This is a genomic window from Chryseobacterium sp. (genome assembly GCF_022869225.1).
GTDB lineage: Bacteria > Bacteroidota > Bacteroidia > Flavobacteriales > Weeksellaceae > Chryseobacterium.
The window spans coordinates 3,662,834-3,677,809 of sequence record NZ_JALIHL010000001.1; the positions used below are offsets into that span (position 1 = coordinate 3,662,834).

At 37.7% G+C, this 14,976-nt stretch carries 12 protein-coding genes and 1 pseudogene; 7 read left to right on the forward strand and 6 right to left on the reverse strand.

What is annotated here, in order from left to right; genetic code table 11:
• Positions 1-37 precede the first annotated feature (37 nt).
• From MUW56_RS17150 to alaS, 3 genes are all read right to left on the reverse strand, one after another.
• Entirely contained in the window at positions 38-1,852 is a 1,815-nt protein-coding gene (locus MUW56_RS17150) for a cytochrome c peroxidase (RefSeq protein WP_292014332.1), read from the reverse strand.
• 65 nt (positions 1,853-1,917) lie between these two features.
• Positions 1,918-3,399: a hypothetical protein gene (locus MUW56_RS17155; protein ID WP_292014333.1), complete on the reverse strand. Its 1,482-nt coding sequence runs from the start codon at positions 3,397-3,399 to the stop codon at positions 1,918-1,920.
• 300 nt (positions 3,400-3,699) lie between these two features.
• The gene (alaS, locus tag MUW56_RS17160) at positions 3,700-6,303 is read right to left on the reverse strand and encodes an alanine--tRNA ligase (protein ID WP_292014334.1); all 2,604 of its coding nucleotides are present in this window, start codon (positions 6,301-6,303) and stop codon (positions 3,700-3,702) included.
• Between the two features lie 338 nt (positions 6,304-6,641).
• Here alaS and MUW56_RS17165 point away from each other — a divergent pair, with 338 nt between their 5' ends.
• The 4 genes and pseudogenes from MUW56_RS17165 to msrB all read left to right on the forward strand — a co-directional run bounded on the left by MUW56_RS17165 (position 6,642) and on the right by msrB (position 9,114).
• Complete coding sequence (locus MUW56_RS17165) at positions 6,642-7,196, forward strand: sigma-70 family RNA polymerase sigma factor (RefSeq protein WP_292014335.1); 555 nt, start codon at positions 6,642-6,644, stop codon at positions 7,194-7,196.
• 9 nt (positions 7,197-7,205) lie between these two features.
• Positions 7,206-7,475 carry a hypothetical protein gene (locus MUW56_RS17170; protein WP_292014336.1) on the forward strand — a complete coding sequence of 90 codons (270 nt, stop codon included), beginning with the start codon at positions 7,206-7,208 and terminating at the stop codon, positions 7,473-7,475.
• Between the two features lie 76 nt (positions 7,476-7,551).
• Positions 7,552-7,999: pseudogene (locus MUW56_RS17175) on the forward strand (DUF417 family protein).
• A gap of 17 nt (positions 8,000-8,016) precedes the next feature.
• On the forward strand, positions 8,017-9,114 hold the full coding sequence (gene msrB, locus MUW56_RS17180; protein WP_292014337.1) for a peptide-methionine (R)-S-oxide reductase MsrB: 1,098 nt from the start codon (positions 8,017-8,019) through the stop codon (positions 9,112-9,114).
• Between the two features lie 42 nt (positions 9,115-9,156).
• Here msrB and MUW56_RS17185 read toward each other — a convergent pair whose 3' ends face one another.
• The 3 genes from MUW56_RS17185 to MUW56_RS17195 form a co-directional block, all read right to left on the reverse strand.
• Positions 9,157-9,789, reverse strand: a complete 633-nt coding sequence (locus tag MUW56_RS17185; protein ID WP_292014338.1) for a hypothetical protein — start codon at positions 9,787-9,789, stop codon at positions 9,157-9,159.
• A gap of 98 nt (positions 9,790-9,887) precedes the next feature.
• Positions 9,888-10,733 (reverse strand): ABC transporter permease subunit, encoded by an 846-nt coding sequence (locus MUW56_RS17190; RefSeq protein WP_292014339.1) that lies wholly within the window; start codon positions 10,731-10,733, stop codon positions 9,888-9,890.
• Positions 10,734-10,735: 2 nt separating this feature from the next.
• Positions 10,736-11,638, reverse strand: a complete 903-nt coding sequence (locus MUW56_RS17195) for an ABC transporter ATP-binding protein (protein ID WP_292014340.1) — start codon at positions 11,636-11,638, stop codon at positions 10,736-10,738.
• A gap of 116 nt (positions 11,639-11,754) precedes the next feature.
• Between MUW56_RS17195 and MUW56_RS17200 the strand changes: the two genes are divergently transcribed.
• From MUW56_RS17200 to MUW56_RS17210, 3 genes are all read left to right on the forward strand, one after another.
• On the forward strand, positions 11,755-13,107 hold the full coding sequence (locus MUW56_RS17200) for an ATP-binding protein (protein WP_292014341.1): 1,353 nt from the start codon (positions 11,755-11,757) through the stop codon (positions 13,105-13,107).
• A 171-nt stretch (positions 13,108-13,278) separates the two neighbouring features.
• The gene (locus MUW56_RS17205; protein WP_292014342.1) at positions 13,279-14,385 is read left to right on the forward strand and encodes an FAD-binding oxidoreductase; all 1,107 of its coding nucleotides are present in this window, start codon (positions 13,279-13,281) and stop codon (positions 14,383-14,385) included.
• A gap of 17 nt (positions 14,386-14,402) precedes the next feature.
• The gene (locus tag MUW56_RS17210; protein WP_292014343.1) at positions 14,403-14,894 is read left to right on the forward strand and encodes a hypothetical protein; all 492 of its coding nucleotides are present in this window, start codon (positions 14,403-14,405) and stop codon (positions 14,892-14,894) included.
• The last annotated feature ends 82 nt before the right edge of the window (positions 14,895-14,976 follow it).

Consider the following 14,976-nt stretch of genomic DNA (forward strand, 5'->3'; position numbering starts at 1 on the left):
GGGTTGGCAAATTGCAGATCTGACGGGCTCATTATCCCTACCGGTCATCCAGTGCTTTTAAAAATTCGATAATATCATCGATCTCCTGATCCGTAAGCTGTAACGGAGTGTCAGAAAGAGTCTGGTTTTCAATGGTAAACCCGAAGCCTTTTCCTCCGCCTTTATTATAGAAGTTCATGACTTCTTTCAGCGTTTTATAGCCTCCGTTGTGCATATAAGGAGCTGTTTTGCTGATGTTTCTAAGCGTAGGTGTTTTAAAAGAATACTGTAAGGCAGGCACTGTTTCATGAAATTTTCCTCTTCCTAAATCACGGTCAAAAGTCTTGTTATCCCCATTGACGGCCACGCCCAGAACTTCCTGTTCCGTTTTCTTGAAATCAGGGGGAACGGTACCGTTGAATAAAGGAATGAAATGGCATATCGCACACTGTGCTTTTCCAACGAAAAGATTAAATCCCCGTTTCTGGTCTTCGGTCATTGCAGACTTATTTCCCCGCATATAGGCATCAAAATCAGAATTGAATGTTGCCAGGGAACGGATATAACTCGCCAGTACATTTTGAAGCTGCCATACCTCTGCCTTCTGAGAATGATACATCTTTTTAAAGGCAGTCTGATATGCTTTATCCTGATTGATTTTAGCCAGGATCACATTAAGGTCGCCATGCATCTCTTCTTTATTTGAAATGACATCGGAACTTTGGCCTTCCAAATCATCTTTACGCATATCCCAGAACTGGCCATGCTGAAATCCTGCATAATTGAGAGACGGGGTATTTCTTGCCAGCTCCGAATTATCCAGAGACATTGACTTGGCCAGTCCGTCAGTAAATGCTTTCTCCGGAATATGACAGGTCGCACAGCTTCTGCTGTTATTGTTGGATAGCATTTTATCATTAAAAAGCTGATGGCCGAGAGCCGCTTTCTCATCAGAAAATGCAAATTCTTTTCCGGGAGTAAATGCATTAGGATTGAATGCATTTTTTGCAAAAAATGTAGCTGCATTTTTAGTGAGGGCAGTGGTGACCTCAATTTCCGGGATCTTTTCCTGCTTCTTACATTCAAGTAATAAAGACGTGATTTTATTGAGATGATCAGGAATAAAACTGACATAATCAAACGTATTTTTATCCGTATTGTTCTTCACCACCTCAATGGCTGCATGGATTTCAGCCATAATGCTTTTTAAGGCCTTATTTTTTGATTGATCTGTTGAAATTTGCTGCAAAGTTTGTTGGACTCCCTCAAGAGCATAAGGCATTTCCTTTAAGAAGGTTCCGGAAATAGGAGTGTCAAAGCCTGAAATTCCCAGGCTTGAAATTCTGAAAACCTCCTGTCTCAAAGCATCAAAAACCTGATCTTTACTGATGGTAATGACCTGGAAATTGGTGTCAATGGTGTTGCTTTTATTAATTAGCTTCTTTAAAAACCTGATGACCTCATCTTTATTATCTGGATCATAAGGGTAAAGCATTTCTTCCAGTACCTGTAACCCTTCAGCTTCTATTTCCGTATGCTCATCCATTTCTATTTCAGGGAGGGCAGGGCCATTGATCAGCCTGGCGGAATGGGGAAGGAAGTATTCCACGGCCCATTCCATTTTTTTGTAGGTTTTTCTAAGCTCCTCAAACTTTTCCTGGAGTATTCTTTCATCTGGGTTGTTGGAAACAAGTCCTATCAGTTCATTGATCTGTTTTTCAAAATCAGAATTATTTTGGATGATTTGATTTTTTACAGAACCCAGGTCTTCATAAACCGGCAGATGTTTGTCATTTTTACAGTAAGAAAGAATGAAAAGGGCTGCTGCAGAATAGAAGAACAGAAGTAGCGGGTATTTTGAAAGTCTTTTCATAGGTATGAAAAAGTATCAACAGAAGCTTGTCTGCTGATACTTTTAGTGGTATGGATTAATTAAAACTATTTTTCTACGTTTCTGATAATGACAATCTGTCCACCTTCTTTATTGGTGTTGATTCCCGAACCGTCAGGGTTCTTGAATTTATCCAACTGCCATGTATGAGAATGGATGTTCACTGAGAATGTGTTAGGAACTCCGATGATATCGGAAATATCCACCATCGCTCCAAACTCCCATGAACCGAACTTCTGAAGATTCCCGGACTGATTGTAAGCCGTCTGCCATGCAGAATCATTCCTGTTGTGCTTCATATTCAGCCATGGTTTATATTGCTTAGAGGCAATATTAAACTGCCAGATGTAAGAATCATGAGCAGCAGCCTTGTAATAAGAATCTCCGTCTTCCTGAATGTAGACATAGTTTTCAGTCACACATAAATTATCAGGATTAATAAGGTTATGTCCCGGATTAGAGTCTCCCTCTGCAACAACTTCCAGTTTTCCTGTCAACATATTATTGGCGTTAAGAACAAGCTTGTACACTCTTCCCCACATGGTTAATCCCGGTTTTGGCGTCACTCCGTCAGAAGATTCTCCGGTGGCTGTAAAATAAATCTCTCTTCCTTTTCCGGCTCCTTTTCTGTAATCTACATCTTCCACTCTTGAAAAACGGATGGCATTATTATCAATATTTTTCTGATTGATCTGGGCTCCGGTAAGGTTTTTAGCTCCGGGGATTTCAACAAATTCCACATCATAGCTGCTTCCTTTTACCATATCGGTTTCCGTGTAGTTGTTGTTCGTTCTCTTTAAAGAATACAATTTTCCGATGTCTAAATCTCCCTGTACATCTGATACGTACATGATCAATTGCCCGGCAGACTGATGCGAAGAAGAATAAGACTGGTCTTCACCAATGATGATATAAGATTTTCCGTTGGATACATCTTTAGGAAGAGGAACCGCATTTTCCATAGACGCTTTTCCTAAAGCCGGTTTTACTCTGTTTTTGTCTGATGCCTGAGAAACCTGTGCCAATGATGGATTCAAAGCGTGAACCATACTCTCCTCACCGGATTCTCCCGCAGTAAGGAATGCACTGAAACCATGAATTTCAGGAGTTGCCAGGGTAGCAGAACACAATCTTGTCACCCCGCCGGTTCCATTTAAAATATATTCTCCTTTTACAGGTTTGAAAGTTTTGTCTAAATATACTCTTGATACAGACTGTTTGATCTCATGGTTGGTAATCATCAGGTATCCGTCGGAATTAGGATCTTTCATAATTCCCATTCCGTCCGGCTGTCCTCCAAAAACAAAGTTAGGAGAACCTGGAAGAACATCTGAACTTGAAATAAGGGTGGTGATATTTAAATTTTCAAAACCAGGCATTCCAAAAACGAAGGCTGGTTCCTTAGAAAAATTTTCAAGCTTAACATTGCTGTTGACAGGAGGATTCCCGTCTCCGTTATTGTCATCATTACATCCCTGGAAAATAAGGGAGGCAAAGAATAAAGCTCCAATAGTTTTGTTAATTTTCATAATTGTTTTTTTGAATTTCGATTGAGACAAAACTAAAGATCCAGTATGAATTGTGTTTTAACAAGACAAAACAAATAGTTTAAGATTGAATGATGCTTTGTTAAGCTAAGGTCAATAATTAGAACCGTTATAAATAAAAAGAGCGTAAAAGGCTGCTTTACAATCTTGGGTCCTTTCTTTTATGCCATGCTTTATTTCAACATCATTAATAAAGGATTTGTGCATGTATGGGTAAAACAAAATCGGCTGTCTCAAAGTTGAGACAGCCGATTTTAATATGTATGATAGATATTACTATTCTTAGAGAGTTAATGCTTTTTGGTAAGCATTTTCAAGCCCTTCAAGGTTTTTACCTCCGGCAGTTGCAAAGCCAGGGTTTCCACCACCTCCGCCTTGGATCTCTTTGGCCAGATCTTTTACGATAGCTCCGGCCTGATAATCTGCTGCCAGGTCATCAGATACTCCTACGGTGATCATCGGTTTTCCATCTGCATCAGAAAGAATAACTGTCACGGAAGCCGGAATCTCTCTTTTCAGCTGGAATACAATGTCTTTAACAGAACCTGCATCCAGAGAGGTTTTCTTTACTAAAAGCTGTTTATTGCCTTTCTGCTCATAAGCATTTTTCCAGTCGCCGATTTCTCCTTTTGCTTTTTCTTTTTTAAGAGCATCTACCTCAGCTTTTAATGATGCGTTTTCCTCAAGTAATTTCTCGATAGACCTTACCACATCTTTAGACTTCAGCAGGTGAGAAAGCTCAATGATCTGCTTTTCCAGATTTTTGAAATACTCTTCTGATTGATCTCCTGAAATCGCTTCTATCCTTCTGATTCCTGCAGCAGCAGAACCTTCAGAAACGATCTTGAAGTGACCGATTTTACTGGTGTTTTTAACGTGAGTTCCTCCACAAAGTTCTTTTGAACTTCCAAACTGGATCATTCTCACACTGTCACCATATTTTTCACCAAACAAAGCCATTGCACCCTTATCCAAAGCCTCCTGAATAGGAATATTTCTGAACTCCTGTAAAGCAATGCTGTCTTTGATCTTTTGGTTTACTTTTTCTTCAATGGATGCCAGTTCCTCTTCGGTCATTTTATTAAAATGAGAGAAGTCGAAACGCAGATAATCTGGCCCTACATAAGAACCTTTCTGTTCTACATGAGTTCCTAGAACATCTCTTAATGCCTCATGTAAAAGGTGGGTCACAGAGTGGTTAGCCTGGGAATTTTTTCTTTCAGAAGCATTTACTTTAGCATAGAAAAGAGCTCCGGCATCTTTTGGAAGACCGCTGATCAATGAAATAATCAATCCGTTCTCTTTTTTTGTTTCCAATACCTCAAAGCTTTCGGAAGCATTTTCAAGAACTCCTTTATCTCCAACCTGTCCTCCGCCTTCAGGGTAGAAAGGAGAGCTGCTCAGCACAACCTGATAAAATTCTCCGTCTTTATTTTCTACCTTTCTGTATCTTGTAATATACGTCTCAGACTCGATTTGGTCATACCCTACAAACGTTTCCGGTTTTTCTTCCAAAACCACCCAATCGTAAACTTTTTGAGCTGAATCAGACTTGGAACGTTGTTTTTGTTTTTCCATTTCAGCCTTAAATCCGGCTTCATCAATCGTTAATCCTTTTTCCTCAGCAATAATTCTTGTTAAGTCATCAGGGAAACCGTACGTATCATAGAGTTCAAAAACTTCTTCGCTAGGCAATACTTTTAAGTGGTCAGCGATGGTCTGCTGAATCAGTTTTTCTACCCTGATCAGTCCATTTTCAATAGTTTTTAAGAATGATTCCTCTTCACTTTTGATCACTTCTGAAACCAGTTTTCCTTGTTTTTCCAATTCAGGGAAGAATTTGCCCATTTGATCCTGGAGCACAGCAACCAATTCAAAAAGGAAAGGTTCTTTCATTCCTAAGAATCTGTATGCATAAGAAATTCCTCTTCTTAAAATTCTTCTGATCACATATCCTGCGCCTCCGTTGGATGGCAATTGTCCATCAGCAATAGCGAAAGAAACCGCTCTGATGTGGTCTACCACAACACGGATGGCAATATCTTTTTCATCTTCTAAAATTCCGGTGTATTTTTTACCTGAAAGTTCCTCAACTTTAGAAATAAGCGGAGTGAAAACATCTGTATCATAGTTGGACGATTTCCCCTGAAGTGCCATACACAGACGTTCAAAGCCCATTCCCGTATCTACATGCTGAGCAGGAAGTTTCTCTAAAGATTTGTCAGCTTTCCTGTTGAATTCCATGAAAACCAGGTTCCATACTTCCACTACCTGCGGGTGATCCTGGTTCACTAATGTAATTCCCGGAACAGCAGCTTTTTCTTCAGGAGTTCTCAGATCGATATGAATCTCTGAGCAAGGTCCGCAAGGCCCGCTTTCCCCCATTTCCCAGAAATTGTCTTTTTTATTTCCATTGATGATTCGGTCTTCTGAAATATGAGATTTCCAGCAATCATAAGCATCCTGGTCTCTGTCAAGATTTTCAGAAGCATCCCCTTCAAAAATCGTTACATATAAATTTTCTTTTGGAATTCCGTATACTTCAGTCAGTAATTCCCAGGCAAAAGCAATAGCCTCTTTTTTGAAGTAATCCCCGAAGGACCAGTTTCCTAACATTTCAAACATGGTATGGTGATAAGTATCTCTACCTACATCATCCAGGTCATTATGCTTTCCAGACACTCTCAGGCACTTTTGTGTATCGGCAATTCTTGGGGCGGTAGGCGTTTTGTAGCCTAAGAAAAAATCTTTGAACTGCGTCATCCCTGAGTTGGAAAACATAAGGGTAGGGTCGTCTTTCAGCACAATAGGAGCTGAAGGAACGATCATGTGACCTTTACTTTTAAAATAATCTAAAAATTTTTGACGGATCTCTTGTGATGTCATAGTATTGCTTTTGCTTTTTAACGTATCAAATTTTGATAAGATGCAAATTTAATGTTTTTAGGTGATTTAATATCTACGATTAACTATTTTCAAAGATGTTTTATCAAATGTCCGGCATAATAATGAAGTATTGCTTTTGTTTTGAGCCATGGATGTACTGATAAAAGGATTTGTCCATTCAAAAATATAATAAGACATTGTAGGGAAAGAGGTTCAGGAAGGCTAAACTTTGCGTTTAAAATTCCTCTTTGCTTGAAACCTGATTCAATATAGTGTTGCAATTTTCCATTTAACTTATTATCTTCGTTATGATCTGAATATGATAAAATAACCCTAAAATGATGAAAAATGAAGTCCTGAAAAGCTGGATAGAGCAGTATTCCGAACCGCTTTTGAAGAAAGCCTTTTATATGCTTTCGGATCAGGAAGAAGCTCAGGATATTGTTCAGGAGGTTTTTCTGGCAGCATTTTCATCCTATGATTCTTTTGAAGGAAAAAGCCAGCCTTTGACTTGGCTGATGGCCATTTTAAATAGAAAAGTTGCTGATTTTTACAGGAAAAAATACAGATCTGAACCGAAAATAAGACTCGATCATTTTTTTGATGAAACCGGTTCGTGGAAAAACAATGACGTGCTGAATGACTGGAATGCGGCAGGCAAAGAATCCGAACTGTTGGATGACCAGGATTTTAATAAAACACTGGAGGAATGTATGGAAGAATTGCCTCCCCGGTGGAAGATCCTGTTAAAAATGTATTATATCGAAGAAAAAAAAGCACCGGAAGTGAGTCAGGAATTTGAAGTTTCAACGACTAACCTTTGGAAGATCTTACAGAGAAGCCGGATGCAGTTGAGGGAATGTCTGGAAGTTAACTGGTTTTCAGGATTATAAGAATTAAAGATGATAAAGAGAATTCTCCATATATTATTTTTACCCTGCAGTGAAGCGACGCTGCTGATGGAAAAACGAAATGCAGGATCCATTTCTTCGAAAGAGAATGGGAAGCTCACCGCCCATTTGATGATCTGCAAATGGTGCAAAATGTACAGTAAAAAACTGGCATTGCTGGATAAGGCTCTTAAAAAGGCCCTTGCTGCAAAAGAATCTGAAATAAATAATTCTGATATTCAGGATTTTAAAGATAAGATGATTAAAAAATTAGATTTTTAAGAAAATTTTGTCAGGATATTGAAAAAGTGCCGACTATACTTTTGAAAATAAAAAAGTATAATTAAAATTTTAAAACATGGTCGGAACAGCACAATCCAATAAAAATCAATCCGCATTCAGATTAGGATACTACATTTCCCTTTTCGGAGCAGCCCTTATTTTACTTTGGATCGGTATTTTCAAATTTACCCCCACAGAAGCGGCTTCTATAAAACCTTTGGTTGAAAACCATTTCCTAACCTTTTTTCGTATATAAGATAATGAGTGTACAGGCAGTGTCAGACATTATCGGAACGATAGAAATTATCATTGGTTTACTGCTGGTATTTAGTGCGAAATTTGCAGTACTGAAAAAGTATGCCGGAACAGGAATGATCGTGATTTTTCTTGTCACATTAAGTTATTTGTTTACCACTCCGGGAATGTGGAAAACAGTGGATGGTATCCCTGTTACGGACTTTTTTATTATAAAAGACCTTATGCTTTTAGGATTTGGATTAATGATCGTTCAAAATAATAAATAATGAATAAAAAGAAAAAAATGAAAAATATATTGATCGTACTCGGAATTGTTCTGGGTATAGCAGTCTTTGCTGCAGGTTCCGGACTGTTTAACAATACAAAATCCGGAAAAGAAGAAGTAAAAAAAGAAAATGAGGAAATTATGGATAATAAAAACGTTAGAGAAATTTATTTTGCAGGTGGATGTTTCTGGGGAACAGAACATTTTTTTCAGCAAATCCGCGGAGTTGTAGGAACAGAAGTGGGCTATGCCAATGGAAATACCCAGAATCCTACTTATGAAGAGGTGGTAAGCCATACCACAGGTTTTGCAGAAACCGTAAAGGTAAAATATGATCCTGAACAGGTGGATCTGAAACTGCTGATTGATCTGTATTTTAAAACCATTGATCCTACCAGCAAGGACCAGCAGGGAAATGACAGAGGAAACCAGTACAGAACCGGGATCTATTTCACCAGCAAAGAAGATGAAGCCGTTGTAAAAGATGAAGTTCAGAAGCTGGCAAAAAATTATAGCAAACCATTATTGGTAGAAACGATTCCATTAAAAAATTTCTACAGAGCTGAAGATTATCATCAGGATTATCTGGATAAAAATCCGGGCGGGTACTGCCACATTGAACCGGGACTTTTTGAAATGGCCAAAAAAGCCAATCCGCTTCCAAAACCGGCTTATCAAAAACAGGATAAAAAAGTTTTAAAAGAAAAGCTAACTGCTGAACAGTATAATGTGACTCAGGAAAACGGTACGGAAAGACCTTTCCAGAATGAATACTGGAATGAAACCCGTGAAGGGATTTATGTAGACATTACCACAGGAGAACCGTTGTTTGTTTCTACCGATAAATTTGAATCCGGATGTGGATGGCCAAGTTTCTCAAAACCGATTACAAAGACTTTGATTGATGAAAAAATGGACCGTACCCATGGAATGACAAGAGTAGAGGTAAGGAGTAAAACCGGAGATGCCCATTTAGGACACGTTTTTACAGACGGACCGGAAGATAAAGGAGGACTTCGTTACTGTATCAACAGTGCTTCTCTGAAGTTTATTCCAAAAGCAGAAATGGAGAGTAAAGGATACGGAAAATATCTTCCGTTGTTAGATAAAAAGTAATGTGAAGGGAAGGCTGCCGAATGGCGGCCTTTTTATTTTGAATTAATGGTGTAATTGAAATCGTTCTTTGATGCTTAGCATAGAGATATTCAAAAATATAAGAAATCCGAAAATTACATAGAATGACTGTTTGGGAAGCTCTGGTAAATATTTTAATGTATCAAAGCCTTTATAATTGTTTTCTTCTTTATAATAAATAGTAGTAGCTTCAGTTCCGCAAATAGTATCATAATCTCTTTCAATTTTATTCGGGTCTTTATAAAAATGAACCGCAAAAAAATGTCCTGTTTTCTCCATATCAACACAAAATGCATCCTGTTTGGAAATTGTCATAGCATCCATTAGAGCAATAAAATCCTGATAGTTATTGTTATCGTCAATGATAAATTCAATTCCAGATTCTTTCTCATTTCTTGTCTGCAGTTCTTTAAGTTCAGAAACATAAAAATTTTGGTTTTGAAGTGCAGTATTGGGCTTAACTATAATTTTCCTGTAATTCCAGTTTCTGTAGGGCTCAAAAGTATTGTCGAAAGTTCTATTGGGTCTAACTTTCGCCGGAAGGCCAAGATCCATTACTGTATATGATGGCTGAACCCTCTGATTTCCATAATACCAAAACAGAATAGGGATCAGCAGAGCACTGATGAATCCAGGTATGTAGTATATTTTTTTCATGGTTAGTTTTGACAACCGAATGAAAATTTTAAGCCAAAAAAAGTGATCCGGAACGAACCACTTTAAAAATAATCTTTACCTATTTTAATTTCTCCCGCTTACCAATCCCTTTTTCTCAAAATCCAATACGATCCGAATATAAAAATAGCGCACCATACCAAACATGCAACAAGGCTTTCTGTAGGATAATGGAATTCGTATTTTACCCCCATCATTTTGGCCATATTGAGTCTCATCATCGGATTAGGAATAAGGCTGGACATACTTTCCAATGGCAAAAGGTGCGTTATAAAAAAGTCATTTTGCAGAATTTCATTTCGTTGGGGGCCCTGCATTCCTTTTACTTTTGTGAAAACTTCCAGAGCGGTTAAAATTCCTTCACCGATCCAGAAAACGAAAAGAGCCAGAAATACAAACACTGATTTTCTTAGCAAAATGGAAAGGAACATTAAGAAACAGAAGAACGTAAATAATTTAACAAAATAGTTCCCGATGAAGAAAATCTCTCCAAAAACCTTTGCAGATTCTGTTGTATTTGAATATTGATATCCCAAAAACATAGTGATAACGAATACAAGGACAGTCGAAATAATCGTAAAAATACTGATCGTTAGCAGCTTTGAGGTGATGAATTCTTTACGGCTCAACCCATCGATTGTATTTTGTTTAAACATCCGGTTGCTGAATTCCTGTGAAATAGAGAAAACAATGATCAATCCTAAGAAAATTTTCAACAAAGCAACAATCCATGTAGTGAAATTCCAGATTTCAGGGAAATTATAAATGCCTTGTTCTTTTAGATTAATGGTTGCTCCGAAAAGGTCAAAATCTACCAATCCAATGAAAAGCAGTGCAATAAGAATGGCAAAATAAAGAGCAGTAAAAACCTTGAACGGTTTGTAGTTCAGATTTTTGTAATATTCTAGCTTTAGTAATTTGATCATGATTAATTTGTGTTTTTTACAAGTTCAAGGAATTGGGATTCAAGAGACAGTTTTTTCTTGGTTAAATGGGCGAGGAAAATCCCTTTTTCAGCCAGTTTCTGATTCAGAGCAGAGGCAGAAATCGAGGCATCATCACGGATCTGGGCTTTAATAAGATCACCTTCCTGGTTGATGGACGTAAACCATTGAAGTTCATTCAATACGTTTAAAAGTAAGGTGTTATTGTCTGCTTTTAACTCAAAATAACCATTGTTGGAAGTCATTTCATCCACTCTTCCGCAATAGATGGAATTTCCTTCTTTTAGCACAATGACATGGCTGCAGATTTTTTCAATTTCATCCAAAAGATGGCTTGCAATAATAATCGTAATACCTTGTCCCGCAATATTGCTGATAATTTCCCTGATTTGGATAATTCCTTCCGGATCGAGTCCGTTGGTAGGCTCATCTAAAATCAGCACTTCAGGATTATTCAGCATGGCAGAAGCAATGGCAAGACGCTGTTTCATTCCCAGAGAATAGGTTTTGAAGGGGTCTTTTCTTCTTTCATATAAATTAACGGTTTTCAAAACTTCTTCAATCCTTGAATAAGGAGTTTCTTTAATTTCTGCGACTATTTTAAGGTTGGTTTCCGCACTTAAATAAGGATAAAAGTTGGGCTGCTCGATAATCGCACCGATTTTCTTTAACGTTTCAGGATCGGTCCCTTTTTTACCGAACCAAAACCAATCGCCGCTTGTAGGATTGATCGTTGAAAGCAGCATTCCGAAAGTAGTGGATTTTCCACTTCCATTGGGCCCCAGAAGCCCATAGACATTTCCTTTTTCAACATCAAAAGAGATATTGTTGACTACCACTCTTTTGAATTTTTTCGTCAGGTTCTTTACGGATAAAATCTTTTCCATGCAATTTGTTTTACATAGTAGTAGTCTATATAAATTAGAGAATGTTACAGAATTATCATAAATCAATTTACATTTAATATGAAATACATTAAATTTGATAGAATTAATCAACAGATATGAAATTAATTGAACTTGCGGAAGAACTGAATGTTTCAGCAGAAGCCATAAAACAATTTATACAGGATTTTGACCTGGAATTGGTAGACTGTATCAGTACTAATTTTGAAGTGAAAGAGGATTTTGAAAAATTTGCCCGTGAAAATGTAGATTTTTTAAGGTTATATGAGAAAGATCTGGATAAAAGTAAAACGGTAGAACAGATTGCTGAAGTGATTAATCAGCCTAAGGATAAAATCGAAAAAGTAATCAAAGACGGCAGTCCCAATATTTTTGATAACGGTTTTTTCAAGTCTTCCATTTCGAGTTATGGGATTGACAATAAATTAGGGGGAAATTATCAGTTTGTCTATGATTATTTTGGTCATAAGACCAGTTTACAGCAAAGAGATTTCATAGGCTACCGGGATCTGTTTTTTTATACGTCAGCTATTCTTGAGCCCTTCTTGAACCCGCAGCAGATCAAAGACTGGGGAATCAATAAACCTGCCGGCATTATTTTGTATGGGCCTCCGGGAAGCGGGAAGATTTTCTGGGCCACTAAAATAGCGGAGATTATCGGCTACCAGTTTAAGGAAGTGAAAAAACATTATCTGGGGACCTCACTGATTGACGGAAATGAAATTAATTTCAGTGATTTTCTGTTGTCTATGATGAAAGAAAATAAAATGCTGCTCTTCCTGGATGATTTTGATGAGATTATGATGCAGCGAAAGGCTGAAACAGATATTGCTTCCTGTAACCTTGAAGCGCAGGAACTGATTCTGCATTATATCGGAAAATTTGAGAAAGAAGGAGTATTGATGGTGGGATCGGCTAATTCGGTCTCAGAAATTGATGAAGAAATTCTTGCTCCGGGAAGGTTTGACGTAATGATCCCTATATTTCCTCCCAACGCTTCGGAACGTTCAGAAATTATTTTGTATGCAATGACAAGAGGTCTTGAGGAAGATTCTCTGCTCTACAAAATACTTAAAAATAATAAGGCTGATAAAGTTCCTTTCTGGCATGATATCTCATCCAAAATGAAAGCCTTCAGCAATACAATGTTGATCGATTTCACCCAAAGCCTGAAAAAAAGGATTAAAAATCTTTACCAGAGAACAAAGAATGAAAAACTTAAAATAGATCAGAATCTTTTAAATGGTGCTTTAAGAGATGCTGCAGGAAAACTTACCGAAGAATACCTGGATCAGGTGGCGAGGTTTCTTGCCGATGCCATTATCAATAATTTTGATGATTTCCAGTTTAGGATCAAAGCACTCAGAAACGAACTGGAAACCTACAAAGCGGTTGAAGAGCCCAGAAGGGCTATTGGTTTCCACCATAGCGAAGAAAAGGATGAAGGGTGATTTTGTGGAGCGTTTGAAAGTGAAGAATTTTAGAGTTGAAAAAATTGAGAAATAAGAACGTTTAAGTCTGTCTGAAGTCTGTTATCTGAAATCTGATATCTAACCTCTTGACTCTCAGCCCTTTCTAACAACTCCATTACTACCATCATATATTTGTACAAAAAATCGCTCATGAACAGCATCTGGGAACTCGAAACCTTTTACCGGAAAAGAGATATTATCATTATCGGAGCCGGATTTTCAGGGCTTTGGACGGCAATATCCATTAAGGAAAAATATCCTGAAAAATCGGTCTTAATCATTGAACGGAATACGGTTCCGTTGGGTGCATCAACAAGGAATGCCGGTTTTGCATGTTTTGGAAGTCTCACAGAACTGATTGCTGATGCGGAGAACATGGGTTGGGAAAAAACATTGGAGTTGGTGAGAATGAGGTTTGACGGACTTCAGAAAATCAGTAAATATTTTAAAAGTGACGAAATAGATTTTGAGCGTAACGGCGGATATGAAATTTTGAATAATGAAGAACCTCTGAAACATCTCGATGCCGTTAATGAAAAACTTCAACCAATCACCGGATTGCACAAAACATATGAGCTGAAACAGGATAAAATAAAAGACTTTGGGCTTGGAAAATCAAAGTTTCTGATCGAAAACAGCTGTGAAGGAAGTCTCCATTCCGGAAAATTGCTTCAAAAGCTTATAGAAAAATGTCAGGCAATGAAGGTGGAGTTCCTGTTTGGAACCGAGGTGAAAAATATTGATGAAAGATCGGATGAAGTTGAAATTCATTTGTCAGAAGATTCCTGTATACGATCTGACACAATGATTTATTGTACTAATGCTTTCAGCTCAAAATTTCTGGAGAATGAAGAAATTATTCCCGCCCGTGGACAGATTCTTCTCACCGAACCTGTGGAAGGCTTGCGGCTTAGAGGAACTTTTCATTACGATGAAGGATTTTATTATTTCAGAAATTTAGGAAACAGGGTGCTGCTGGGAGGAGGAAGAAATCAGGATTTTACAACAGAAGAAACTACCGCCTTTGAAACGACGGAATTTCTGCAGAATCATTTGGAAAACTTTTTAAAGGAAGTCATTCTGCCCGGTTATGAATTTAAAATTGCGCTCCGCTGGTCAGGAATTATGGCCATGGGATCAGAAAAAACGCCTGTTGTAAAACAGCTTTCAGAAAGACAGTTCTGTGCGGTAAGACTTTCCGGAATGGGAGTGGCCCTGGCGCCGAAGATTGGTGAAATAATGGCAGATATGATATAAAATAAAGTTTTGTATAAATGAAATATTTACCCTTTGAAAGGATCACCTATAGGACCAATTTGTCAGAGCAGGAAATAATAACAAAACTTTCCGGATTTGTTGAACCCAAAAAATTTGGTTTTGGAAGAAATCCCATCAAGGAATATGAGGGGTCTGTGGATAATAACAGGTTTGAGATCAATAGAATTATCAAAAACAGAAATTCCTTTCTTCCTCAAATAAGCGGTACGATTCAAAAAAATAATGACGGAACACAAATAGAGGTGACGATGAAATTACATGCTTTCGTATTCTTTTTTTTAATCGTTTGGTGCTCATTGGCCCTGTTTTTTTTCATATGCCTGTGTGTGAGGGATATAAGAGACAAAGAAATATCCGTAGATTTTTTTCTTCCCCTCTTCATGCTGTTATTTGTTTATGCTTTAACAATGCTGGGGTTCAAAATGGAAAGCAAAAAATCAAAAGAATACCTGAGAAAAAGTTTTGAAGCTGAAATAACTAATGAATAATTACTGATTTTAATTATTTCCCACCGGTCAAATAGATCAAGAGTCAGTTGTTCAGCATCAAACTCAAAGATATAAAAACCGT

Excerpts from the sequence above, each read along its gene's own strand:
- MUW56_RS17150 (WP_292014332.1), bottom strand. The coding sequence starts at position 1,852 with ATGAAAAGACTTTCAAAATACCCGCTACTTCTGTTCTTCTATTCTGCA.
- MUW56_RS17155 (WP_292014333.1), bottom strand. The coding sequence starts at position 3,399 with ATGAAAATTAACAAAACTATTGGAGCTTTATTCTTTGCCTCCCTTATT.
- alaS (WP_292014334.1), bottom strand. The coding sequence starts at position 6,303 with ATGACATCACAAGAGATCCGTCAAAAATTTTTAGATTATTTTAAAAGT.
- MUW56_RS17165 (WP_292014335.1), top strand. The coding sequence starts at position 6,642 with ATGATGAAAAATGAAGTCCTGAAAAGCTGGATAGAGCAGTATTCCGAA.
- MUW56_RS17170 (WP_292014336.1), top strand. The coding sequence starts at position 7,206 with ATGATAAAGAGAATTCTCCATATATTATTTTTACCCTGCAGTGAAGCG.
- msrB (WP_292014337.1), top strand. The coding sequence starts at position 8,017 with ATGAAAAATATATTGATCGTACTCGGAATTGTTCTGGGTATAGCAGTC.
- MUW56_RS17185 (WP_292014338.1), bottom strand. The coding sequence starts at position 9,789 with ATGAAAAAAATATACTACATACCTGGATTCATCAGTGCTCTGCTGATC.
- MUW56_RS17190 (WP_292014339.1), bottom strand. The coding sequence starts at position 10,733 with ATGATCAAATTACTAAAGCTAGAATATTACAAAAATCTGAACTACAAA.
- MUW56_RS17195 (WP_292014340.1), bottom strand. The coding sequence starts at position 11,638 with ATGGAAAAGATTTTATCCGTAAAGAACCTGACGAAAAAATTCAAAAGA.
- MUW56_RS17200 (WP_292014341.1), top strand. The coding sequence starts at position 11,755 with ATGAAATTAATTGAACTTGCGGAAGAACTGAATGTTTCAGCAGAAGCC.
- MUW56_RS17205 (WP_292014342.1), top strand. The coding sequence starts at position 13,279 with ATGAACAGCATCTGGGAACTCGAAACCTTTTACCGGAAAAGAGATATT.
- MUW56_RS17210 (WP_292014343.1), top strand. The coding sequence starts at position 14,403 with ATGAAATATTTACCCTTTGAAAGGATCACCTATAGGACCAATTTGTCA.